This window comes from Pseudomonas sp. FP2338 (assembly GCF_030687515.1).
In the GTDB taxonomy this organism is placed as follows: Bacteria; Pseudomonadota; Gammaproteobacteria; order Pseudomonadales; family Pseudomonadaceae; genus Aquipseudomonas; species Aquipseudomonas salomonii.
The window spans coordinates 2933136-2954885 of the sequence record NZ_CP117436.1 but is presented as its reverse complement, the minus strand read 5'-3'; the positions used below and the strand labels follow the sequence as shown (position 1 = coordinate 2954885).

Annotated in this window: 10 protein-coding genes and 2 pseudogenes; 6 read left to right on the top strand and 6 right to left on the bottom strand. The window is 59.0% G+C overall.

From position 1 onward, the window contains the following. Window positions 1-189: 189 nt before the first annotated feature. From PSH96_RS13345 to tpx, 5 genes are all read right to left on the bottom strand, one after another. On the bottom strand, window positions 190-1602 hold the full coding sequence (locus PSH96_RS13345; protein ID WP_370694338.1) for an efflux transporter outer membrane subunit: 1413 nt from the start codon (window positions 1600-1602) through the stop codon (window positions 190-192). A 122-nt stretch (window positions 1603-1724) separates the two neighbouring features. Further along, window positions 1725-4832, bottom strand: coding sequence for an efflux RND transporter permease subunit (locus PSH96_RS13340; RefSeq protein WP_305459642.1), 3108 nt, complete (start codon window positions 4830-4832; stop codon window positions 1725-1727). Further along, a complete protein-coding gene (locus tag PSH96_RS13335; protein WP_305459641.1) occupies window positions 4829-7930 on the bottom strand; it encodes an MdtB/MuxB family multidrug efflux RND transporter permease subunit in 3102 nt (1033 codons plus the stop codon). Before PSH96_RS13335 ends, PSH96_RS13340 begins: the two co-directional genes overlap by 4 nt. After that, the gene (locus PSH96_RS13330) at window positions 7927-9231 is read right to left on the bottom strand and encodes an MdtA/MuxA family multidrug efflux RND transporter periplasmic adaptor subunit (protein ID WP_058421249.1); all 1305 of its coding nucleotides are present in this window, start codon (window positions 9229-9231) and stop codon (window positions 7927-7929) included. Before PSH96_RS13330 ends, PSH96_RS13335 begins: the two co-directional genes overlap by 4 nt. Before the next feature lie 230 nt (window positions 9232-9461). Continuing rightward, complete coding sequence (gene tpx, locus PSH96_RS13325; protein ID WP_056859288.1) at window positions 9462-9962, bottom strand: thiol peroxidase; 501 nt, start codon at window positions 9960-9962, stop codon at window positions 9462-9464. A 158-nt stretch (window positions 9963-10120) separates the two neighbouring features. Between tpx and PSH96_RS13320 the strand changes: the two genes are divergently transcribed. The 4 genes from PSH96_RS13320 to PSH96_RS13305 all read left to right on the top strand — a co-directional run bounded on the left by PSH96_RS13320 (window position 10121) and on the right by PSH96_RS13305 (window position 15936). Further along, window positions 10121-11410, top strand: coding sequence for a glycosyltransferase (locus PSH96_RS13320; protein ID WP_305459640.1), 1290 nt, complete (start codon window positions 10121-10123; stop codon window positions 11408-11410). Window positions 11411-11482: 72 nt separating this feature from the next. Next, window positions 11483-12388: an AraC family transcriptional regulator gene (locus PSH96_RS13315; RefSeq protein ID WP_305459639.1), complete on the top strand. Its 906-nt coding sequence runs from the start codon at window positions 11483-11485 to the stop codon at window positions 12386-12388. 162 nt (window positions 12389-12550) lie between these two features. Further along, entirely contained in the window at window positions 12551-14074 is a 1524-nt protein-coding gene (locus PSH96_RS13310; RefSeq protein WP_305459638.1) for a hypothetical protein, read from the top strand. Between the two features lie 497 nt (window positions 14075-14571). Further along, window positions 14572-15936: a hypothetical protein gene (locus PSH96_RS13305; protein ID WP_305459637.1), complete on the top strand. Its 1365-nt coding sequence runs from the start codon at window positions 14572-14574 to the stop codon at window positions 15934-15936. Between the two features lie 10 nt (window positions 15937-15946). On the opposite strand, the pseudogene PSH96_RS13300 reads toward PSH96_RS13305, so the two are convergent. Then, window positions 15947-16535, bottom strand: a pseudogene (locus PSH96_RS13300) (IS5 family transposase); the annotation flags it as partial. On the opposite strand from PSH96_RS13300, the pseudogene PSH96_RS13295 reads away from it, so the two are divergent. Both PSH96_RS13295 and PSH96_RS13290 read left to right on the top strand, forming a co-directional pair. Next, window positions 16533-16682, top strand: a pseudogene (locus tag PSH96_RS13295) (IS3 family transposase); the annotation flags it as partial. The pseudogenes PSH96_RS13300 and PSH96_RS13295 overlap by 3 nt on opposite strands. A 159-nt stretch (window positions 16683-16841) precedes the next feature. Next, window positions 16842-21551, top strand: coding sequence for a dermonecrotic toxin domain-containing protein (locus tag PSH96_RS13290; RefSeq protein ID WP_305459636.1), 4710 nt, complete (start codon window positions 16842-16844; stop codon window positions 21549-21551). Window positions 21552-21750 lie beyond the last annotated feature (199 nt).

Sequence of the window (21750 nt, the reverse complement as noted above, 5' to 3'; positions counted from 1 at the left end):
TCAGCGATGTGCCGAGGAGTAACAAGTGCGGGCTGTTGTGGCGAGGGAGCTTGCTCCCGCTCGGGTGCGCAGCGCCCGCAAGTTTTATGGGGCTGCTGCGCAGCCCAGCGGGAGCAAGCTCCCTCGCCACAGTGACAGTGCCCAGCCTTGATTGGGAAGGTGCTTGAGTTGTTTTTAAAAGCTACTCAGTCACTGCTTTTCAGCCAAAGACGTCTGCCCATCCCAGCCGCCACCCAGCGCCGCAATCAACTGCACACTCGCAACCAGGCGTGTCTGTAACAAGGTCAAGACCGTGCGTTCATTACTCAACGCCGTGGCCTGCACCGTCACCACATCGAGGTAGGCGATCAGCCCGGCCTTGTACTGATTCTGCGTCAAGCGCAGGGACTCGCGCGCGGCCTCCAGGGCTTCATTGCTGACCACCGCCTCATCTTCCAGCACCTTCAACTGGACCATATAGTTTTCCACTTCGCGGAAACCATCCAGCACTGTCTGGCGGTACTTGGCCACTGTCTCGTCATAGGACGCCACGCTACGATCGACCTCAGCCGAACGCTGCCCACCGTCAAACAAGGTCATCGCAAGCTTGGGCCCCACCGACCAGAACCGGTTGGGCAAACTGATCCAATCCGCATAGGTGCTGCTGGAATACCCACCCGCCAGGCTCAAGGTCAGGTCCGGGTAATACGCCGCCTTGGCCACGCCGATATTCGCGTTGGCCGCAATCACCGACCGCTCCGCCGACGCGATATCCGGGCGCCGCTCAAGCAATTGCGACGGCACGCTCACCGGAATTTGCGGCAAGGCTGGAATGTCCTTGCTCACTGCCAGATTGAAATTGGCCGGCGCTTCGCCGATCAACACCGCAATGGCATTTTCCAACTGCGCACGCTGCCAGATCAAGTCGATCAAGCTGGCCTGGGTCGTCTTCAGTTGGGTCTGCGCCTGCGCAATCGCAGCCTTGTCGGAAACGCCCGCGCGGTACTGGTTTTCAGTCATCTTCAGGGAGCGCTGATAAGTCTCCAGCGTGGCCTGCAACAAACGCGTCTGTTCGTCCATCACGCGCAGTTGCAGATAGTCCTGCACCAACTCCGATTGCTGGCTCAAACGCATCGCCGCCAGATCCGCCGAGCTGGCTTCAGCCGTGGCTTCATTCGCTTCAAGACCACGGCGCAACTTGCCCCACACATCCGCCTCCCAACTCACGCCCAACTGCGTATTGAGCGTGTCGCGGATACCACTGCTGGAACTGCTGAGGCTGGCGTTACTGCTGCCGGTGCCCTGACTGGCACGGGTTTTACCGGCACTGAAATCTACCGTGGGGAAAAACGCCCCGCGTGCACTGCGTACCTGGGCCTGGGCCTGGCGGAAGCGCGCTTCAGCCTGAGCCACGGTTTGGTTGGAGTTATTCAGGCGCGTGACCAGCTCGTTAAGTTGACGGTCACCGTACAACTCCCACCAGGCACCACGGGCCAGGGAATCGCTTGGGTTGGCCTGGCGCCAGCCTTGGGCTTCCTTGAACTGCGCGGGCTCGACCACCTCCGGGCGTTTGTAATCCGGGCCGATGGCGCAGGCGCTGAGCAATGCACCGCACAGCAGCATCGTTAGCCCCTTCACACCCTTGCCGATACGTTTGGTGTGGCGAAGGCACTGGTTTGGGGCCGCTGCGCAGCCCAGCGCGAGCAAGCTCCCTCGCCACAGTTTCTGGGCATTCGTTGAATCGGTCATAGCGCAGTATCCAAGGCAGCATCGGTACGCACGCCGCGCCAGGCGTTGAAGCGGTGGCGCGCGCGGTCAAGATAGAGGTAGACCACCGGGGTGGTGTAAAGGGTCAGGATCTGGCTGAACACCAGCCCGCCGATAATGGTCAGGCCCAGGGGCTGGCGCATTTCGGCGCCATCGCCGGAACCGAGCAGCAACGGCAAGGCGCCCAGAATGGCCGCGAGCGTGGTCATCAAAATTGGCCGCAGGCGCAGCAGGCAGGCGCTACGGATCGATTCCAACGGGCTCATGCCGTCGTGCCGCTCCAATTGCAGCGCCAGGTCAATCATCAGGATCGCATTCTTCTTCACTACGCCGATCAACAGGAACAGACCCAGCAGGGATATCAGGCTGAATTCACCGCCCAGCAGGTAGATCGACAGCAGCGCGCCGACACCGGCCGATGGCAAGGTCGACAGAATGGTCAGCGGGTGAATATAGCTTTCATACAGAATGCCCAACACCAGGTACACCGCCACCAGTGCGCCCAGAATCATGAACGGCTGGCCCTTTTGCGTCGCCGCAAAGGCATCGGCGGTGCCGGCCATTTTGGCAATAACGTCTTCCGGCAAACCGACCTTGGCAATCGCCCGCTCGATGGCGGCCGTGCCCTGCTCCACCGTCACCCCGGGCGACATGTCGAAGGCGATGTCTTCCGAGGCGAACTGGCCTTCATGGCTGACGCGGTCGTCGGCCAGGCTGTTTTCGTAATGGGCAATGGTCGACAACGGCACCCGCGCGCCCGTGGAAGTGATCACCTGCATCTGGTTCAGGGTGATCGGGTCCTGGGCGTATTTCGGGTTGACCTCCATCACCACCTGGTACTGATTGAGGCTGTCATAGATGGTGGAAATCTGTCGTTGACTGTAGGCGTTGTTCAACACCGAGGTGACCATGCTCATGTCGATGCCCAGGCGCTTGGCCTGGTCGCGGTCGACCACCAGCGTCACCTGTGCCGCACCGCGACCTTCGCGGGCGTCGATGGCGGTCAGCTCCGGTAGCTCGCGCATGGCAGCGACCACTTTCGGGTACCACAGGCGCAACGCAGCCAGGTCGCCGCTTTGCAGGATGTAGGAGTATTGGGCGCTGGTCTGGTCCCGGCTGCCGCCAAATTGCAGGTCCTGGTCGGCCATCAGGAACAGCCGTCCGCCCGGCACCAGCGGCACTTCTTTGCGCAGACGTTCGATCACCGCCTGGGCCGAGAGCTTGCGCTCGGCAATAGGCTTGAGGCGCACCAGCATCACCGCGTTGTTGGTGCCGTTGTTGCCGCCGATAAAGCCCGCCACGCTGAGCACTGCCGGGTCCTTGAGCACCGCCTTGCGGAAGGTTTCCATCTTCGGCTGCATCACATTGAACGACAGCCCGTCATCACCGCGCACAAACCCGATCAACTGGCCGGTGTCCTGCTGCGGCATGAAGGTTTTCGGTACCACCACGTACAACGCGATGTTCACGCCCACAGTAATCAACAGGCTCAGCAGGGTCAGGCGGCGATGGCGCAGCACCCAGTCCAGGCTGGTGGCGTAGGCCGCAACCATGCGGTCGTTGACCTTCTGGCTCCAGCGCTGCAAACCGGTCATGTGCCCCTTGATGTGCGGTTTGAGCCAGCGCGCGCAGAGCATCGGGGTCAAGGTCAGCGAGACGATCAGCGACACAATGATCGCCGCCGACAAGGTGATGGAAAACTCACGGAACAGATTGGTGACAATGCCGCCCATAAACAGGATGGACAGGAACACCGCCACCAGCGACACGTTCATCGACAGCAAGGTAAAGCCGACTTCCTCGGCGCCCCGGTACGCCGCCGTCATCGGCGGCACGCCCTCGTCGATATGCCGGGAAATGTTTTCCAGCACCACGATGGCGTCGTCCACCACCAGGCCGGTGGCCAGGATCAACGCCATCAGCGAAAAATTGTTCAGCGAAAACCCAAACAGGTACATCACCGCAAAGGTGCCGACCAGCGACACCGGCACTGCCAGGGTCGGGATCAACGAGGCGCGGAAGTTACCCAGGAACAGGTACACCACCAGCACCACCAGGGCCACGGCAATCAGCAGGGTCATCTCGGCTTCATGCAGGGTCGCGGTGATCACCGGCGAGCGGTCCATGGCCAGGTTGAGCTTGACGCTGGACGGCAGCACCGCCTGCAACGCGGGCAACTGGGCCTTGATCTGCCGGACGGTCTCGATGATGTTGGCGCCGGACTGGCGGTTGATCACCAGCAGCACCGCCGAGTCATTGTTGAAGAAGCCGCTGTTGTAGCGGTCTTCCACGCCGTCGCTGATCTTCGCCACATCGCCCAGGCGCAAGGCTGCGCCGTTCTGGTAGCGGATCAGCAGCGGCTCGTAGTCCTTGGCCTTTTCCAGCTGGTCATTGGCCTGGATCTGCCAGTTACGTTCGCTGTCTTCCAGGGAACCCTTGGGCCGCCGCTGGTTGGCATTGGCGATGGTGTTGCGCACATCGTCCAGGGCCACGCCGTACTGGTCCAGGGCCTTGGGTTCCAATTCGATACGCACCGCCGGCAAGGAACTGCCACCGATCTGCACTTCGCCCACCCCCGGCACCTGGGACAGGCTTTGCGAGAGGATGGTCGAGGCCAGGTCGTACAACTCGCCCTTTTGCAATACGTCGGAGGTCAGCGAGAGCACCATGATCGGTGCCTGGGACGGGTTGATCTTCTTGTAGGTCGGCATGCTGCGCATGCCACTGGGCAGCAGGTTGCGCGAGGCATTGATGGCCGCCTGCACTTCCCGCGCCGCACCGTTGATATCACGGTCGGAGTCAAATGCCAGAATCACCCGCGTGGAGCCTTGGCTCGATGAGCTGCTCATGGTGGTGATACCGGCAATCGCGCCGAATGAGCGTTCCAGCGGCGTCGCCACCGTCGAGGCCATCACCTCTGGGCTGGCGCCGGGCAAGCTGGCCGACACCACGATCACCGGGAAGTCGATCTGCGGCAACGGCGACACCGGCAGCAAGTTGAAGCTCACGCCACCGAGCAACATGATCGCCAGGCTCAGCAGCATGGTGGCTACCGGCCGGCGAATGAAAGGTCCGGACAGGTTCATGACTCAACCGGCTCCAGGCTTTGCGGCTCTTTGCGCCAGCGACGGCCGAGGCGGTCGAAATACAGGTAGATCACCGGTGTGGTGAACAGCGTCAACACCTGGCTCACCAGCAAGCCGCCGACCATCACCAGGCCCAGCGGTTGGCGCAACTCCGCGCCGGAACCCGTGGCCAGCATCAGTGGCACCGCACCAAACAAGGCCGCCAGGGTGGTCATCAAAATGGGGCGGAAACGCAGCAGCGCAGCCTGATAAATCGCAGTCTGCGGGTCCAGGCCCTGGTTGCGTTCGGCGTCGAGAGCGAAGTCGATCATCATGATCGCGTTCTTTTTGACGATACCAATCAGCAGGATGATGCCGATGATCGCGATCATGCCCAGGTCATTGCCACTGAGCAGCAACGCCAGCAAAGCGCCCACTGCGGCGGATGGCAGCGTGGAAAGAATCGTGATCGGGTGAATGTAACTCTCGTACAACACGCCGAGCACGATGTACATGGTCACCACCGCCGCCAGGATCAGCAGCAAGGTGCTCGACAGCGAGGCTTCGAAGGCCTGGGCCGCGCCCTGGAACTGGGTCTGCACGCCCACCGGCATGCCGATGTCCTTCTGGGTCTGGTTGATCAGCTCCACGCCTTTGCCCAGGGCGACGCCAGGCGCCAGGTTGAACGACATCATCACCGCCGGGAACTGGCCGATATGCGCAATTGCCAGTTGCGCCTGACGCTGCTCCACATGCGCCAGGCTCGACAGCCGCACCTGGCCGCCGTCGGTGGTTTTCACATGGATCTGGTTGAGCGCCGCCGGCCCCAGGGTTTCACCCGATTGCGCCTGTAATACCACGCGGTACTGGCTGGCCTGGGTGTAGATGGTGGAAATCTGCCGCTGGCCGAAGGCGTCGTACAGCGCATCGGTGATGGTCGACACACTCACGCCCAGGCGCGAGGCCGCATCACGGTCGATCACCAGGAACACTTGCAGGCCCTTGTCCTGCAGGTCGCTGGCCACATCGGTGAGTTCCGGCAACTGGCTGAGGGCGTGCACCAGCTTGTCGCTCCACAACGCCAGCAGGTCGGCGTCCGGCGAGGACATGCTGAATTGGTACTGGGTACGACTCACGCGGTCTTCAATGGTCAGGTCCTGCACCGGCTGCATGAACAGACGAATGCCCACCAGCTTGTCGATCTGCGGTTGAAGGCGCGTGATGACCTGGGCCGCGCTCACGTCGCGCTGGCCGTGGGCCTTGAGGTTGATCAGCAAACGGCCGCTGTTGAGGGTGGCGTTATCGCCATCCACACCAATGTAGGACGACAGGCTTTCGACCGATGGGTCGGCCAGGATCACCTTGGCCAACTCCTGCTGGCGCTGGCTCATGGCGGCAAACGAAATCGACTGCGGTGCTTCCGATATGCCCTGGATCACCCCGGTGTCCTGCACCGGAAAAAAGCCCTTGGGCACCACCAGGTACAGCACCACGGTAAGGCCCAGGGTGGCGATGGCCACCAAAAGGGTCAACGGCTGGTGCTTGAGCACCCACTGCAATTTACGCCCGTAGGCTTCGATCAACCAATCGATCCAGGCGCCGCTGGCCTTGTAGAAACGGCCTTGTTCTTCTTCCTTGGGTTCGCGCTTGAGCAGGCGCGCGCACATCATCGGCGTCAGGGTCAGGGACACCACCAGGGAAATCAGGATCGCCACCGCCAGGGTGATGGCGAATTCGCGGAACAGCCGCCCGACCACATCGGCCATGAACAGCAGCGGAATCAGTACCGCGATCAGCGACAGGGTCAGGGAAATCAGGGTGAATCCGATTTGCTTGGCGCCCTTGAGCGCAGCCGCCATGGGCGTCTCGCCTTCCTCGATGTAGCGCGAGATGTTCTCCAGCATCACGATGGCATCGTCCACCACAAACCCGGTGGCGATGGTCAGTGCCATCAGCGTCAGGTTGTTGATGGAGAAGCCCGCCAGGTACATCACGCCAAAGGTGCCCACCAGCGACAGCGGCACGGCGATCGACGGAATGATTGTGGCGCTGACCCGGCGCAGGAACAGGAACGTGACCATCACCACCAGGGCAATGGCGATCAGCAATTCATGCTGTACGTCCTTCACCGAGGCCCGAATGGTCTGGGTACGGTCGGTAAGCACCGTCACATCCAGGCCCGCGGGCAGGTTATCGGTGATGCTCGGCAGCAACGCCTTGATGCGGTCCACCACCTCGATCACGTTGGCACCGGGCTGGCGCTGGATATTGAGCAGCACCGCCTGGTTTTCATTGGCCCAGGCGGCAAGGCGCTCGTTTTCGGCGCCGTCGACGATCTGCGCCACGTCTTTAAGGCGCAGCGGCGCGCCATTGTTGTAGGCGAGGATCAACTCGGCGTATTGCGCAGGCGAGACCAACTGGTCGTTGGCATCGAGCATGGAGACGCGTGTGGGGCCGTCAAAGTTGCCCTTCGGCTGGTTGACGTTGGAGGCGGCGATCAGGGTGCGCACGTCCGACAGGTTCAAGCCGTTGGCGGCCAGGGCCTCGGGGTTGACCTTGATGCGCACGGCCTGGCGCTGGCCACCGGCGATGCTGACCATGCCGACGCCGCTGATCTGCGCAATTTTTTGCGCCATGCGCGTGTCAACCAAGTCGTTGAGCTTGGGCAGCAGCATGGTCTTGGAGGTAATTGCCAGGGTCAGCACCGGGGTGTCTGCCGGGTTGACCTTGTTGTACACCGGCGGCGCCGGCAAATCCTTGGGCAGCAGGTTGGTCGCGGCGTTGATCGCAGCCTGCACCTGTTGCTCGGCGACATCCATATTGATGTCGAGGTTAAAGCGCAGGGTCAGCACCGAGGCGCCGCCCGAACTGGTCGACGCCATCTGTGTGAGGCCGGGCATTTGCCCGAACTGACGCTCCAGCGGCGCAGTGACCGCGCTGGTCATCACGTCCGGGCTGGCGCCTGGGTACAGGGTCATCACCCGGATCGTCGGGTAGTCCACCTGGGGCAAGGCCGAGACTGGCAACAAACGGTAAGAAATGATGCCGGCCAGGACAATGGCCAGCATGCTCAGCGTGGTGGCAACCGGGCGAAGGATAAACAGTCGCGACAGGTTCATGAACCGACCTTTTGCGCCTTGCCGGCGTTAGCGCCGGTCTCCCCTTTTGCCGCAGGCTTGCCTTGCAGGTGTTCGGTCGGCGTGGTCGGCACTTCGCTGCTGGCGTTGACCACTTCAATGTCGCTGCCGTCCTTGAGGCGATCGGTGCCTTCCAGCACCACGCGGTCACCGGCCACCAGGCCTTCCTTGATGACGGTGTTGTCGCCATCGGTATCGCCGACCACCAAGGGTTGCATCTTGACCTTCTTGTCGCCGTCGAGCTTGTAGACGAAGGTGCCGCTGTTGCCGAACTGGATCGCGGCAGACGGTGCCAGTACCACATTGTGCAAAGTGTCGGCCAGCAGGTGCACATTGACGAACTGATTAGGGAACAGCGCCTGGTCCTTGTTATCGAAACGGCCTTTGAATTTGAGCGTGCCGGTGGTCACGTCGATCTGGTTGTCCAGGCTCTGCAACACGCCGAGCGCCTGCTGCTTCACATCGCCACGGTCCCAGGCTTCCACGGGCAGTTTGTTGCCGGCGTGGTAACGGGTGAGCACGGTGTCGAGGGTGTTTTCCGGCAGGGTGAAGACCACACTGATCGGCTGGGTCTGGGTGATCACCGCCAGGAAGGTGGTGTCGTTGGCCGCCACCAGGTTACCGACGTCGACCTGACGCAGGCCGACCCGGCCACTGATCGGCGCGCGAATCTTGGTGAATTCGAGGTTGAGCTTGGCGTCGTCGACCGCACCCTGGTTGGTCTTGACCGTGCCCTGGTACTGCATGACCAGGGCTTCGGCGGTGTCCAGGGTCTGTTTGGCGATACTGTCCTGGGCATACAGGTCGCGGTAACGCTGCACGTCAACCTGGGCGTTTTTCAGTTGGGCCTGGTTCTGCAGGAGCGTGCCCTGAGCCTGGAGCAAGGCGTTCTGGTAGCTGCGCGGGTCGATCTCCGCGAGCAGGTCGCCCGCCTTGACCATCTGCCCTTCTTCAAAGGCGATCTTGACCAGCTCACCGCCCACCCGGCTGCGCACATTGATGGTATTGAGCGCAGTCACCGTACCCAGGGCCTTGTAGTAGACCGGGAACTCGCCCAGCACCGCCGGCGCCACGCGGACGGGGATCGGGCCGGTGGAACCACCGAAACCGGGCCGCGCCATCCCCGTCTTGCCGGTATGCCCGGCCGGTTTCTGCGCGGTGTCATCTTTATGGCCGGCGGGCCAGAATTTCCAGCACAGGCCGGCGATGACCAACAGCACGAGCAGGCCAAACAGCCAGCGGCGGGAATTGCGGGGGGAGGATTGCATGGAGTGATCAACCATTGGGCGCGAGAGCTTCTTCTTTGGGAGGCTGAAAGATAAGCACTGGGGCGCATTAAGAAAAGCGCCTTTACCGGCTATTTACCTTGGATTACAACTTTTAACGGTTGACCTTAGTCCGTTGGCTATTTCGCTAAACGTCTGAAGCGCAAATAAAAACGGCCTGGACTAGGCCAGGCCGCAATCTTGCCGCAAGCGTGCTACTGCAAAATGACAGTAATGCGCCGAAACAGTTACTTCAAAACAGCCAGGGCTGCTTCGTAGTTTGGCTCTTGGCCGATTTCAGGCACCAGTTCGCTGTGCAGCACGTTGTTGTTTTCGTCCAATACCACCACGGCACGGGCGGTCAGGCCTTGCAGCGGGCCGTCGGCCAGGGACACGCCGTAGTCTACGGCGAAGTCGGCGTTGCGAAAGTCCGACAGGCTCAGCACGTTGTCCAGGCCTTCGGTGCCGCAGAAGCGCTTCTGGGCAAACGGCAGGTCAGAGGAGATGCACAGTACAACGGTGTTGCTCAAATCGTTGGCCTGGGCGTTGAACTTGCGTACCGAAGTGGCGCAGGTCGGGGTGTCGACGCTTGGGAAGATGTTCAGCACTTTGCGCTTGCCGGCGAACGTTTCCAGGGACGCTTCTGACAGGTCTACAGCGACAAGGCTGAACTCAGGAGCGGTGGCACCGGTTTTCGGCAATTCGCCTTCAACCTGGACAGGGTTACCACGAAGGGTGACTTGGGCCATGAACGGAATCCTTATGCTGGGTTTTGGTTAAACGAATTCGAGAGGCCGAAGTTAACCACAAACTGAGGTGGCTACCTACCGCCAGACACAAATTCTCATGTCGCCATGGTGTGCTTTAATTGCGCGTTTTTTGCCCGCCCTTCAAGGATCCGCTTTAGATGAATCAGCCCGCCACCAAAGTCCTAGTCATTGGTTATGTCTGGCCGGAACCCCGCTCCTCCGCCGCCGGCGGGCATATGATGCAGATTCTGCAAAGCTTTCTGGACCAGGGATGGGACATTACTTTCAGCAGCCCGGCGACCCTTGGCGAACACAAGGCCGACTTGCATGCCCTGGGCATCACCGAGTGCGCCATCGAGCTCAACAACAGCAGTTTCGACGATTTTATCCGCGCGTTAGCCCCGGACATCGTGCTGTTCGACCGTTTCATGATGGAAGAGCAATTCGGCTGGCGCGTGGAGCAATGCTGCCCCGATGCCTTGCGCGTGCTGGAAACCTCCGACCTGCAAAGCCTGCGCGATGCGCGCCATCAGCGTTTCAAGGCCCATCTCAAAGCTCACCCCGACAGCGACGATTTCAGCGCACTGTTCAAGCCGGCCCTGCAGGAAGCGTTCCAGTGGATGGCCGACACCGACATCGCCAAGCGCGAGATCGCCGCCATTTACCGCTGTGATATCAGCCTGATGATTTCCGATGTGGAAATCCGCCTGCTCACCGAGCAATTCATGGTGCCTGCCGCCCTGCTCCACGGGTGCCCGTTGATGCTGGAGCCGCCGACCGAAGCCTTTGCGCCGTTTGAAGATCGCGCGCACTTTCTCAGCATCGGCAATTTCCGCCACGCGCCCAATTGGGATGCGGTGCTGTGGATGAAGAACAGCGTGTGGCCGTTGATCCGCCAGCAACTGCCGGGTGCACAGCTGCATATCTACGGCGCCTACACGCCGCCCAAGGCCACCGCACTGCACAACCCGGCGCAAGGTTTTCATGTGATGAATTGGGCTGAAGATGCGCTGCAGGTCATGGGTGCTGCGCGTATCTGCCTGGCGCCGCTGCGTTTTGGCGCCGGCATCAAGGGCAAGCTGATGGATGCCATGCTCTGCGGCACGCCAAACATCACCACGCCGATCGGTGCCGAGGCCATGGGTGACGATCAGCCGTGGCCCGGTGCTATCGAGCAGAGTGCCGAGGCACTGGCCGCTGCCGCCGTGGCGCTGTATCAAGACCGCGAACGTTGGACCCAGGCCCAGGAAGACGGCCGCCAATTGCTGGCTCGGCGCTACGACCAGAGCCTGCATGGCCCCGCACTGGTGGCCTGCCTGGAACACTGCCGCAGCCGCCTCGCTGCCCATCGTCGGGACAACTTCACCGGCAGCATGCTGCGTCACCACGCCCATAAAAGTACCCAGTACATGTCGCAGTGGATCGAGGCAAAAAACCGCAGCCTGTAAAGGCTGGCGCTGGCGAGGTTGCGCGCAAGGGGGCATTATCCTGTGCAGCAACCACAATAAAGCGACGGCAGCATGACCCGAGCAATGCGCATTACCGACCCTTCCTACGAGTTGATGGACGACCACAACGGTCTGTCCATCATCTATCGCCAGCATGGCTTCCCCTGCCCGCTGGTGCGCTGGCACTTCCACAAGGAATACGAGCTGCACCTGATCGTTGCCAGCGCCGGCAAGGTGTTTATCGGCGACTACATCGGCAATTTCTATCCGGAAAGCCTGTTCCTCACCGGCCCCAACCTGCCCCACAACTGGATCAGCCAGGTGGAGGAAGATGAAGTGGTGCCCAAGCGCGACATGTTGGTGAATTTTACCGATGAGTTGTTTGAGCAGGGCAACCACTTGTTCGCCGAACTCAAGAGCCTGACGCCGTTACTTGAACGGGCACAGTACGGCGTCGAGTTTCGCTGCAAAAAAACCATCGCCCAGGCCATGGACCTGATGCAGCGTATCGAAGACAGCCGGGGCATGGCGCGCCTTGGCCATTTCTTCATCTTGCTCGACGTATTGAGCACCTGCGAGGACTACCAGTTGCTCTCCGGCGTGACGACGCCGCAACTGGCCGACGAGCACAGCATCGACCGCACCAACCGCGCGGTGGACTATATCTTTGCCCACTACGCGCGTGAGTTGCCTTTGGAGGAAGTGGCCGAACACCTGGGGATGAAGCCGACGTACTTTTCCCGCGTGTTCAAACAGGCCACCGGGCGCACCTTCATCGAATTCGTCAACCGGCTGCGCATCAGCAAGTCCTGCGAACTGCTCGCGGACGGTGACAAGGCCGTCACCGATGTGTGCTTTGAGTCGGGTTTCAACAATATCTCCAACTTCAACCGGCGCTTTCAGCAGCTCAAGGGCATGACGCCTTCCCACTACCGGCGCCTGGCGGTGCAGCGGCTGACCGAGCAGAATCTGGTTTAAGCCGGGCGGCATTCAAACGTGTCGAATAACAAGGGTGAAACAACCCGTTTCTGTAAAGCGCCAAAGGAACCTCATCGGCCCCACGGCCACTCAACGAAGATACCCAGCCTTCCCAGCGAGGGAAGGTGATGCCCCTTTAACGTATGAGCAAAAGGCCATCCGATGATCAATGGTTTCCCGCTACCCACTTGCGCGCCGCCCCTTCTACCTGCCGAGCTGACGCCACTCAAACCAGTGGAGCCACACCTGCACCCGCAACCGCAGGATCAGGCATTCCCCACCCACCACTCGCGGGTCGCGCCAGCCCCGCTCAATAGCGTGTCGCGCTCACGTCGAAACCTGCACAAACCTATCCCCAGCAAAACACGCCTGCAAAAGTTCGCCAGTGCTCTGATTGATCAGGGTGACCGGGAACTGGCCGGTAAGGTCGCCAACAGCTTGATCCGCCTGCAGCAGGCGATTGACGCCGGTAGCTCAGACCTAGCCACCGATAAAATCTCAGTCACGGCTAAATCCACTTTCGGGCTGGCCTGGAGCACCCTTGCTGAGGCAGTGCGCTCGGAACCGTTCGCATCGTACGCCAAACACAACAACATCAGCATTTACGAAATGTTCGTTCACCCCAGTGGAGTGATTGTCAGTTGGGGCAGCAAACCATTCGCCACCTTCAATGTGAACGCGAACGCCGAAGCCAAAGCCGCTACGGCAGCCGTTATCGCTGCCGCCAAAAACGTGGTAAGCCCCGACTACGATGCGCTTGAGCATCCAGGCGGGGTCATGTTCTACGGCGAAACTCATACATCGAACGCAACCGTCGCGCAGTTCTACGGCTTGCCTTTAGACACCGAAAACAGCGATGCCATACTGTCCACCCTCGGAACACTGAGTCGCGAAGGGACGTTCCCTGGTTTAACCAGCACCGACCCACGTCATGCTCTGCTCCATCAGCGGCAAAAGGAGGCTGCCCAACACGTCGTAGACTTACCCCGGCCAGCGCTGAATACGCTTCTCGAAGGGTTCCGTCCAGCTCTTAACGGGGCAAGACTTCTACGCGCCGATAAAGAACTGGCAGTCCTGTGCTGTCGGGGCCTGATAAAGCTGATTGCAGGAGCGGGCGCGCACGAGTCACCGGTGATGCTAAAAAATCTTCCTGAGTTTTCCTCATTCAGCGTGGCGCGCAAAGAACTCCTGTTAGCACTCACTGGCAATGCGTTTACCGACTTTGCACAACAGCACAGCATCGACCCCGCCAGCGTTCGGATCAACCCTCGCACCGGTGATCTCACGGGCACAGTCAACGGCGCCGAGACCCACTTCACACGACATGACGATTCGGGCTGGTCGGCTGTTTGGCCCCAGCTTCAGGGTGTCGTACAGACAATGGCGGGGCGTTCCAATACCGATGTGCCCTACCCGTCCACCGCATCAGCTTCGCTGGATGAAGTCATGAACTTTTACAAGGAGAGTATGCCGACCCAATACCACGCCCCGGAATACCGATGGGAGCAAAAGAACCGTCAGTCGATATTGGCCAAAATTACCGAAATGGAAAACAACAAAAGCTTTCCATTCACCCACCATCACCAGCTGTCTTCACCTTGGGGCAAACCCATAGCAGCCGCGCCTCTGTCCGCACTTGAATCCCTGGCGCTGGCGGTTAAACGGCAGCAGCAAGCGCGCCCGTGAGCCAGTAGCACAGCGTTGGAGCGCGACGGTTTAAATCGTCGCGCATGACGCGCGGGAATTGTCGCTGGCGGAAGTCGCCGAATACCTTGGCATGACGCCTTCCCACTACCGGCGCCTGGCGGTGCAGCGGCCAACCGAACAAAACCTGGCTTAAACCTGACAGCGGCGACACACCTCGAACATAAATCCCCGGCCAAAACGGCACCCTTACCACGCCCCCAGAGGAACCCTGTTGCTGTCCCTGCCACTCAGCGAAGGCATCGCCCGATTTCAATCGACGGGTGTTGCCCCTCATTAACGCTAGAGCAAAAGGACAACCCATGATCAATGGCCTGCCACACCCCCTTATTGCACCCACCCCGCAACCCGCATAGCCGACGCCGCCGCTCAATCAGCGGGAACAAACCCCAAACCCGCCAAGCGCACTCACTCCGCCAAAACAGGATCAGGCAAAACCCTCAGGCCAACCGCCCGCCGCATCGGGCGCGCTCAATAGCTTGTTGCGCCTGCGCCTGGACCCGCAGAACCCGCCAAGCACTACACCTGTGCAGAAGTTCGCCGATGCCGTGGTTAAAAACGCTGACCGGGAACAGGCCAACAGTCTCGCCAACAGGTTGATGGACCAGCAGCAAGCGATTGACTCCGGTAAATCAACACACAGGAAGGATATTGCGACTGTTCAGCCTGAATCGACCTTTGGCCAGATCTGGGCCAAGTTCGCTCAAGCCGTGGAATCGGAACCGTTCAAGTCCTATGCCGAAAAAAACAACATCGATCTGGACGACATGGTCATTCACCCCAATGGAACGATTACCAATTTAAGCGGCAAAGAACCCAGGACCTGGAATGCGAACGCGAGCGCCGAATCAAAAGCCGCTACGGCAGCCGTTATCGCCGCCGCCAAAGACCTCGTGGGGCCTTACCAGGACGCGCTCATCCCCCCCGTTGGAATAAGCTACTTAGGCTACACCGAAGATCTGACATCGATTGCTACCGTCGCCCAGTTCTACGGCTTGCCTTTGGACACCACCAACAGCGACGCCATAATGGCCACCATCGGACACCTGTTGCGCGAACAGACTTTCCCGAGTTTAAGCAGTAACGACCCACGCGATGAGCCCCTCAAGCAGCTTCAACAGGCGGCCGTGCAACACATTGAGCAGCTTGAGGAGGGACCGCTCAACGAACTTCTTGCCGCGTTCAAAACTAATGGCAACGCCGCTAGAGTCAGGTCCGCCGATGTGGCGTTGCAAGCGTTGTGCGCGCAAGCACTGGCAACGCTGATTCCAGGCATGGGAAAGCACGAGTCACCACTCATGCTCGACAACCTTCCTGAGGCTTCCTCATTCAGCCTGACGCGCAAAAAAATACTGGCAACCCTGAGCGGCGCTGCGTTCAAGGACTTTGCGCAACGCAACGGCATCGATCCCACCAGCGTTCGGATCAACCCGTTCACCGGTGATCTGACCGCAAAGGTAAACGGCGCCGACACCACCTTCACAAAACAGGATGATTCGGGCTGGTCTGCTATCTGGCCCACGTCAACGTTTGTTGTCAAACCAGAGCAGGCTGATTCGAGTACTGTCGTTTCCTATCCGTTCACCGGTCCCGCGTCGTTGGAACAGGTCATGGGCTTTTACAAAGAAAGCATGCCCGCCCAACATCGCGTGCCAGAACACCAATGGGAGGAAAAAAACCGCCAATCCTTATTGGCCAAAATTAAACAGTTGAACAGTGGCCAAGGTTTCCCGTCAAAAGGCAACCGTCAATTATCTCTTGCCGTAACGAAGTTCTACGCACCGTTGTCGCCACTTGAAAAGCTGGCGCAAGCGGTTAAAGAGTCCAAGTCAAAGCCACAGTAAGCCAGTCACATTAGGCGCTGTACGAAAAGTACTGTCTCAAACACCGCATGGCACAAGCCAGTGAAACCATCGCCGCCTAACTTTTTGCGAGTTTGTCGAAGCGCGTAACGATGCGACGGCTCTCCTTCAACCAGCCGAACATGCGCTCGATGATGTTGCGCTGCCGGTACTTGGGGCGATCAAGCAGTCTCGGTATACCGGCTTGGGTTTGCGCTTCATCATGCGTAGCGGGATTACCGGCTGCATCCGGTAGCGGTCGCAGTAGCGACGCAACGCTTCGGCGTCATAACCCTTATCAGCCAGCAACCAGCGACAGCGCTTGCGGGGGCGACCGCGCAAACTCGGGATGTAAGCGTTATACAGCAGCGGTTGCGCATAGGTGATGTCGCTGGCGTGCCCACCTGACAGTAGAAAGTTTAGCGGTACGCCATTGGCGTCACACAGCATATGGATCTTCGTCGTCAGGCCGCCCCGACTTCGACCGAGGGCGTGGTCGTGCGGTTCTTCAGGCCCCCTTTTTTCCCAGCACCAGAAGAGGCCCGGGTTGCGCGTACCACCGTGGAGTCAATCATCCAGGTCTCCAGATCAATTAACCCTTGGGCTATCGAACTGCGCAGGAAGCACAGCGTGATATCAGCCATTTTTTGATGCATCGCTACAACTGGATTCGGCCTCACCAATTCAACGATGGGTTGGCGCCGGCTCGGGCCGAGGAAAAACTTAACGTCGTGTCCGGGATTAGTTGACCACTACACACCCTGCAATATCAGGAGGTGAACTTCTGCCCTCTTAAAACCAATCATCCTACGGTTAAACGATAAGTTTCCAAGAAGCGTATTCGCAAAGTACGCACTAAAAACTACAGCCTATAAGTCAGCTGTCGTACCGCCCAGGAAGACACTCTCATGAAAATCGAACCCTTACGCTCTAGCCTGCTCCCCTCTTTTACACCCGCCACTCAAACCCAGTCGGAAATATCCTCTATTGAACATGCACGGCCCAAACGCGCCAGTGCGGTGGTGGATCTGGAAACCAAAAAAGCCGCCACCACACTGATCAGAGCAGGCGATGCCGCCCTTTCCTCTCTGCATAGCGCTGCATTGATGGATGAAGTCATGACTAATCCCACTGGCAAGTATCTGCCGGTGAAGAGCTCGGTTATTTCCGATATTCCGCCCGTCTCAACGTTCGGTAGAGCCTGGGCTCAGCTAACCCATGCGATTCAAAGCGAACCTTTTGCAAGTTTCGCAAGCAAACACAACATTGACACCTCAACCCTCAAAATAAACACGCAGTCAGGCTGGGTTATTGATTGCATTGCAAACGGCAAACGTGCCTCTTTCAGCAGATATGATGCAGGTTATGAGCAGGCTACGGCTGCCGTTACAGCCGCCGCTCGAGCGTTCAACTCGCCGCCTAAATCATCGGTTCTGTATACCGGCGCAAACCGTGCCTCGACCGAGGTAATCGGCAACTTCTACGGCGTGCGCCAGGACGGCACACAGGCGAACGCGCTCCGCTTGATCACCGAGCAGCAACACCACCTCACCTTCGACTCGCTACGTGAGCCTGACTCCAAGGCACCCGAGTTCAACCCTGCGACTTATTCGCGCATCCGAGAGCGCCAACGCGAAGCGATTGACGATTTTGCCGGGGAAATCGCATTAAAACCCGAGCTTCTCTCTCCTTCGCAACGCACGCCCAAGCCGTCTGTTGAGGACGCAGATCGGGAAATGGCCAGAATGTACAGCGGTGCGTTGTTAAGCCTCAGGCCCGAAATGGCGGCATACGGCAAAGGCCCACGCACTGGCTTTTCAATCTCTGAGATACCGGAATACTCAACCCTGGGGCAGACCCTGCGTAACCCGCGGCTGCCGTCTGACAAAGACGCGCAGATCAGCCTCGACTGGATAAGTAGATTTTACGCTGAGCCGAAGCCCATCGATCTTACGTTGGTGGGTACCCTTACACACGCTTCAAGGCTCACTCGTGATGGCTTCCGTGCCTTGAACAAAATCAATCCGCCAACCGATGAGCATTGCCGCGCGGTCCAGGAACTTCAACACGCTGCGATCCAGAGGCTCGAAAACCCAAGCACCACGAAACCTGTAGTGCCTGCCGCACCGCCGCAAACGCCCATCGCCGCCCTCAACCCCGTGGCTGCGATTGCACGCCGTCAGTTTGCCGGCGAGCCCAACCTGTACTCGGTGGTCGCGCGATTGCTCGGCGAGCGGATAAAACAGGCGGCCCCGTCACTGGACGTCGACGTCAACCAACTCGCCATTGAAACACCCGACCCGGACAACCCAGGGAAAGTTAAGCGAACACAATTGATGGCGCTTGCGTTGGACCACCTGGCCGGCGGTGAGGCCCCGAACTTCACCAGCACCGACAGAGCGTTTGACACTCGCCCTGATTTATTTGCCCACACCGGCAACGACCCCGAGGTGCCGCTCCTCCTCGATTTGTCAGCCCTGAGCACTGCCATAGGGGCACTGCCGGACCATCTGAACTCAGCCTACGAGGCTGATTCGCACAAGTATTGGAACGAACTGGCGTTCAGCACTCCGACCCATGCCGCCAGCGTCTTCCCCGACAGCCGTCGTACGTTGATCAGTCATATTCTGCGCAGCAACCTGCAACTGGCCAGCATGAAGCAGCCCGGCCTGGATGAGGAACAACGTAAAACCGTGGACATGGTCGTGAGGCATCCCGAAGGCTCGACGCGGCCCGCGCCACTTGACCGCAACTCATCGGGTGCCACCGTCTATACCTTGGGCGGTTCTACGCCGAACGTGGTGATTCATCGATACCTGTCGCAATCAAACCGCGACATTCTTTTGCTGGTGGAGCCCAGTGGAAAAATCACCCCCTATGACTCCTGGGATGACGTCGAAAAGGCAGGGCATATCCGGGTGGAACTCACCGACAATATGTTCGACACCCAGGCCAACACTCTCATTAAACAGCATCGAGGCGACAGCCTGTTCAACCCGCCACCAACGTTTGGCCCAGAGAACCCGCCACAAGCCAACACCAAGCTGCCCGACTGGATGAATAATGCCGACGAAGCGCAACGGTTTGTGCTGCACGAGCTCAGCCAGGGGCTGGCAAGCTTCATACAACGTAACAAAGGCCGTGCGTATAACAGCGGCATCCCGGACATCAGCACGTTTGCGCAAGAGCAATTTGACCGGTTGCCCGAAAGCCAAAAGCTGACGCGGCACCACGCCAAGGATCTGAGCGTGACCTTCCAAATGAGTTACGGGGGGGCGGCTAACGGGTCGACGGCTTATGGCGGTAACCATTACAAAAACGAAAGCCTGACTGAAGTGCTGATTAATAACCTGTCGGGGTTACCGAGTGGCACGCTGGAAGTCTCCAAGCGGGTCAAGGATGAAAACGGCAGAGAAGTCACCTTCAGGGTGCCCGCACTCGAGAAACACGGGGCACTCCAACAGGTGATTACTGACCTTGACATTGGTAAAACCTACCCCGCTTTACTCAAGGAAAAGCTACTCGACAATCCTGCCGAAATGGCGGAACGCCGATCACTGTTTGTCCAGCAAGTCCCCATCGAGATACAGCTCAAGGCGCTGGAACTTGGCATCAAGGGCGAAGCCGGTTTCGACAATACCGGGGTTCGGTATGTCCAGGAGATATTCAAACCGGGCACAGGTCCCAGGATCGTAGACGGGAAGGAAATCGTCATCCGACCGCTGGCCTTTGATAACAAGGGGCAAGGTACAGTAGATGTCGTCGAAGGTGCCTACCTGATCGAACCCAAGGACGGAACGGACGGCCCGGTTATTTTGTATCGCCCGCTGATTAGCGATGCCCCACTCCTGCAATTTCCCAATCGCCAGGCACTGCTGGAGGCCATACAGAAGCCAGGCAAGCTACAAGACGATACTCTCGCCTGGTTAGCTGACAAAAATACGCGAAAGATCTACAGCGGCAACGGTTTTAAACACCCTAACTTCGTGGCCTTCGGGTTGAATTTTGGGTCCGTTTCCCTCAACGAGACAATCCCCTTGGCCATGGACAACCGACTGGAGCAAACGCTGCAGGAAGGTAAGTTGATGGAGCACCTGTACCAGGCCAATGCGCAAAATTTGATCAGCCTGGCCGAGCAACAATCGACATCCGACGCAGAAAGCCGCTGGGCGACTCTCAAGACCGGGGGGTTCCTGTTACTCAATGCGGTACTGCCGGCACTACGCGGCCCCGGCGCCGTACTCGGCTATGTGCTGCAGGCAGGGGGCGTTATCAATGACCTGGAGGTTCTGAGTGATGAGCGCTCCCAGGGGAAAGAGGCGGCGCTGGCCGATCTGTTGGTCAACATGGCGTCCTTATTGGCCCATTTCAAGATCCGGTCACAGCCCGAGACATCCACGGCACAGTCAGCCAGGCCTGTAATCGGCAGCAACCCGTTGGTGACTGACCTTCCCGGCCGCAGCCTGCTGGTGGATGACGTGGCAGCACCCACTCCACCCTCGAATAATCGCATAGTCCTGGGAGGTCGCGCAGATATCAAACCACTTGCCGGCGACATTCAAGTCTTTGAGGACACCTACAACGGCAAGCCACGCCTCAACATAATTGGCCACGGTAAGAAACCCCTAGATGGACAACCTACACACATCGAAGGAGAAGATGGCAAGCGTTACGGGGCAGAAGATATTGACCTGGAATTGTTGGCGCGTGGCATAGACATTCGAGACTATAAAGACGTGCGGCTATTAACCTGCTACTCCGCCAGCGGGGGTGAACAGTCCCTTGCGGCGAAACTGAGTGCACGCACGAACGTGCGTGTAAAAGGTTTTGAGCAGGAAATCATTACAGACTACTACAGCGTTGACGATGAAGATCCATTCAAAATCTACGAAGACGCCTCGGCATATTACCAGGAACACTATCCAAACCTCAGTGTCCGTGACGTCCACCGCCTGGCCGAAACAGAACTGAACCACAGGCTTGCTGGGCGTGATATCCAATTTAATGTCCGCAAAGATGACGGCACAGAGATTGAGGTAAATCTCGGCAGTGACGAAAAGCCTGTGATCTATAAAACCAGGGTCGACTATCAACCGCGCACCTTTGGTAAACCGAAAATCAAGACTGTGCCGGTAAAACCAATTGAAGTAGAGATGGGTTACTTGCATACCGCTGAAGACGCTCACTCCGTACTGTCGACTCGCGGCTTGACGGATTGCTCCGCACTCGCGGTGCTGACTGATCTGAAAGACGGGGTGTATCAAAAACGCACGTTGATGCACCTGACCGGTAGCCATCTGGATTTCGCTTTAGAACGCAGAGACGCTTACGAAGAACTGCAGACGCTGAATGAGTTGTTGGCCAATGGCGGAAAGGTGATATTCGTAGCCGGTGTCAATTCACAGTCTACGGCAGGGTTGGGGTTTATATTGGGGCAAGAGCACCAGGGGGGAAAACCGCTGCTGGATATCCTCAAAAAGCCGGGCGTCGAAACCACTATCGCCAGCTCTGTGGGGGTTGAGATCAACCCAGATGGCACATTCAACTTGATTGAAGGAACAGGTAAGGGCGTGTTCAACAAGACCATGACCCAGGAAGTACTCGACCGCGCCCGTTGATCCAGCCCCTCCGCCACCCGCAGTAGCCGTCTGGAGCGACTACTGCGGGGTTTAAGCCTGCGGCTTGTACGTTCGAAGCCATGCTTGCAGTGCGAACCCCAAGAGTGCAAAAAAGTATCAGTCCCAGTGTGCCCAAGGATTTGTCACACGCCCATTTCAAGGCTGTAATCAACGCACACTCTTCCTGACAGCTTGTAGG

Bases quoted from the DNA above. Each gene is read 5' to 3' on its own strand.
- PSH96_RS13345 (WP_370694338.1), bottom strand. From the start codon at position 1,602: ATGCTGCTGTGCGGTGCATTGCTCAGCGCCTGCGCCATCGGCCCGGAT.
- PSH96_RS13320 (WP_305459640.1), top strand. From the start codon at position 10,121: ATGAATCAGCCCGCCACCAAAGTCCTAGTCATTGGTTATGTCTGGCCG.
- PSH96_RS13310 (WP_305459638.1), top strand. From the start codon at position 12,551: ATGATCAATGGTTTCCCGCTACCCACTTGCGCGCCGCCCCTTCTACCT.
- PSH96_RS13315 (WP_305459639.1), top strand. From the start codon at position 11,483: ATGACCCGAGCAATGCGCATTACCGACCCTTCCTACGAGTTGATGGAC.
- PSH96_RS13340 (WP_305459642.1), bottom strand. From the start codon at position 4,832: ATGAACCTGTCCGGACCTTTCATTCGCCGGCCGGTAGCCACCATGCTG.
- PSH96_RS13290 (WP_305459636.1), top strand. From the start codon at position 16,842: ATGAAAATCGAACCCTTACGCTCTAGCCTGCTCCCCTCTTTTACACCC.
- PSH96_RS13330 (WP_058421249.1), bottom strand. From the start codon at position 9,231: ATGGTTGATCACTCCATGCAATCCTCCCCCCGCAATTCCCGCCGCTGG.
- tpx (WP_056859288.1), bottom strand. From the start codon at position 9,962: ATGGCCCAAGTCACCCTTCGTGGTAACCCTGTCCAGGTTGAAGGCGAA.
- PSH96_RS13335 (WP_305459641.1), bottom strand. From the start codon at position 7,930: ATGAACCTGTCGCGACTGTTTATCCTTCGCCCGGTTGCCACCACGCTG.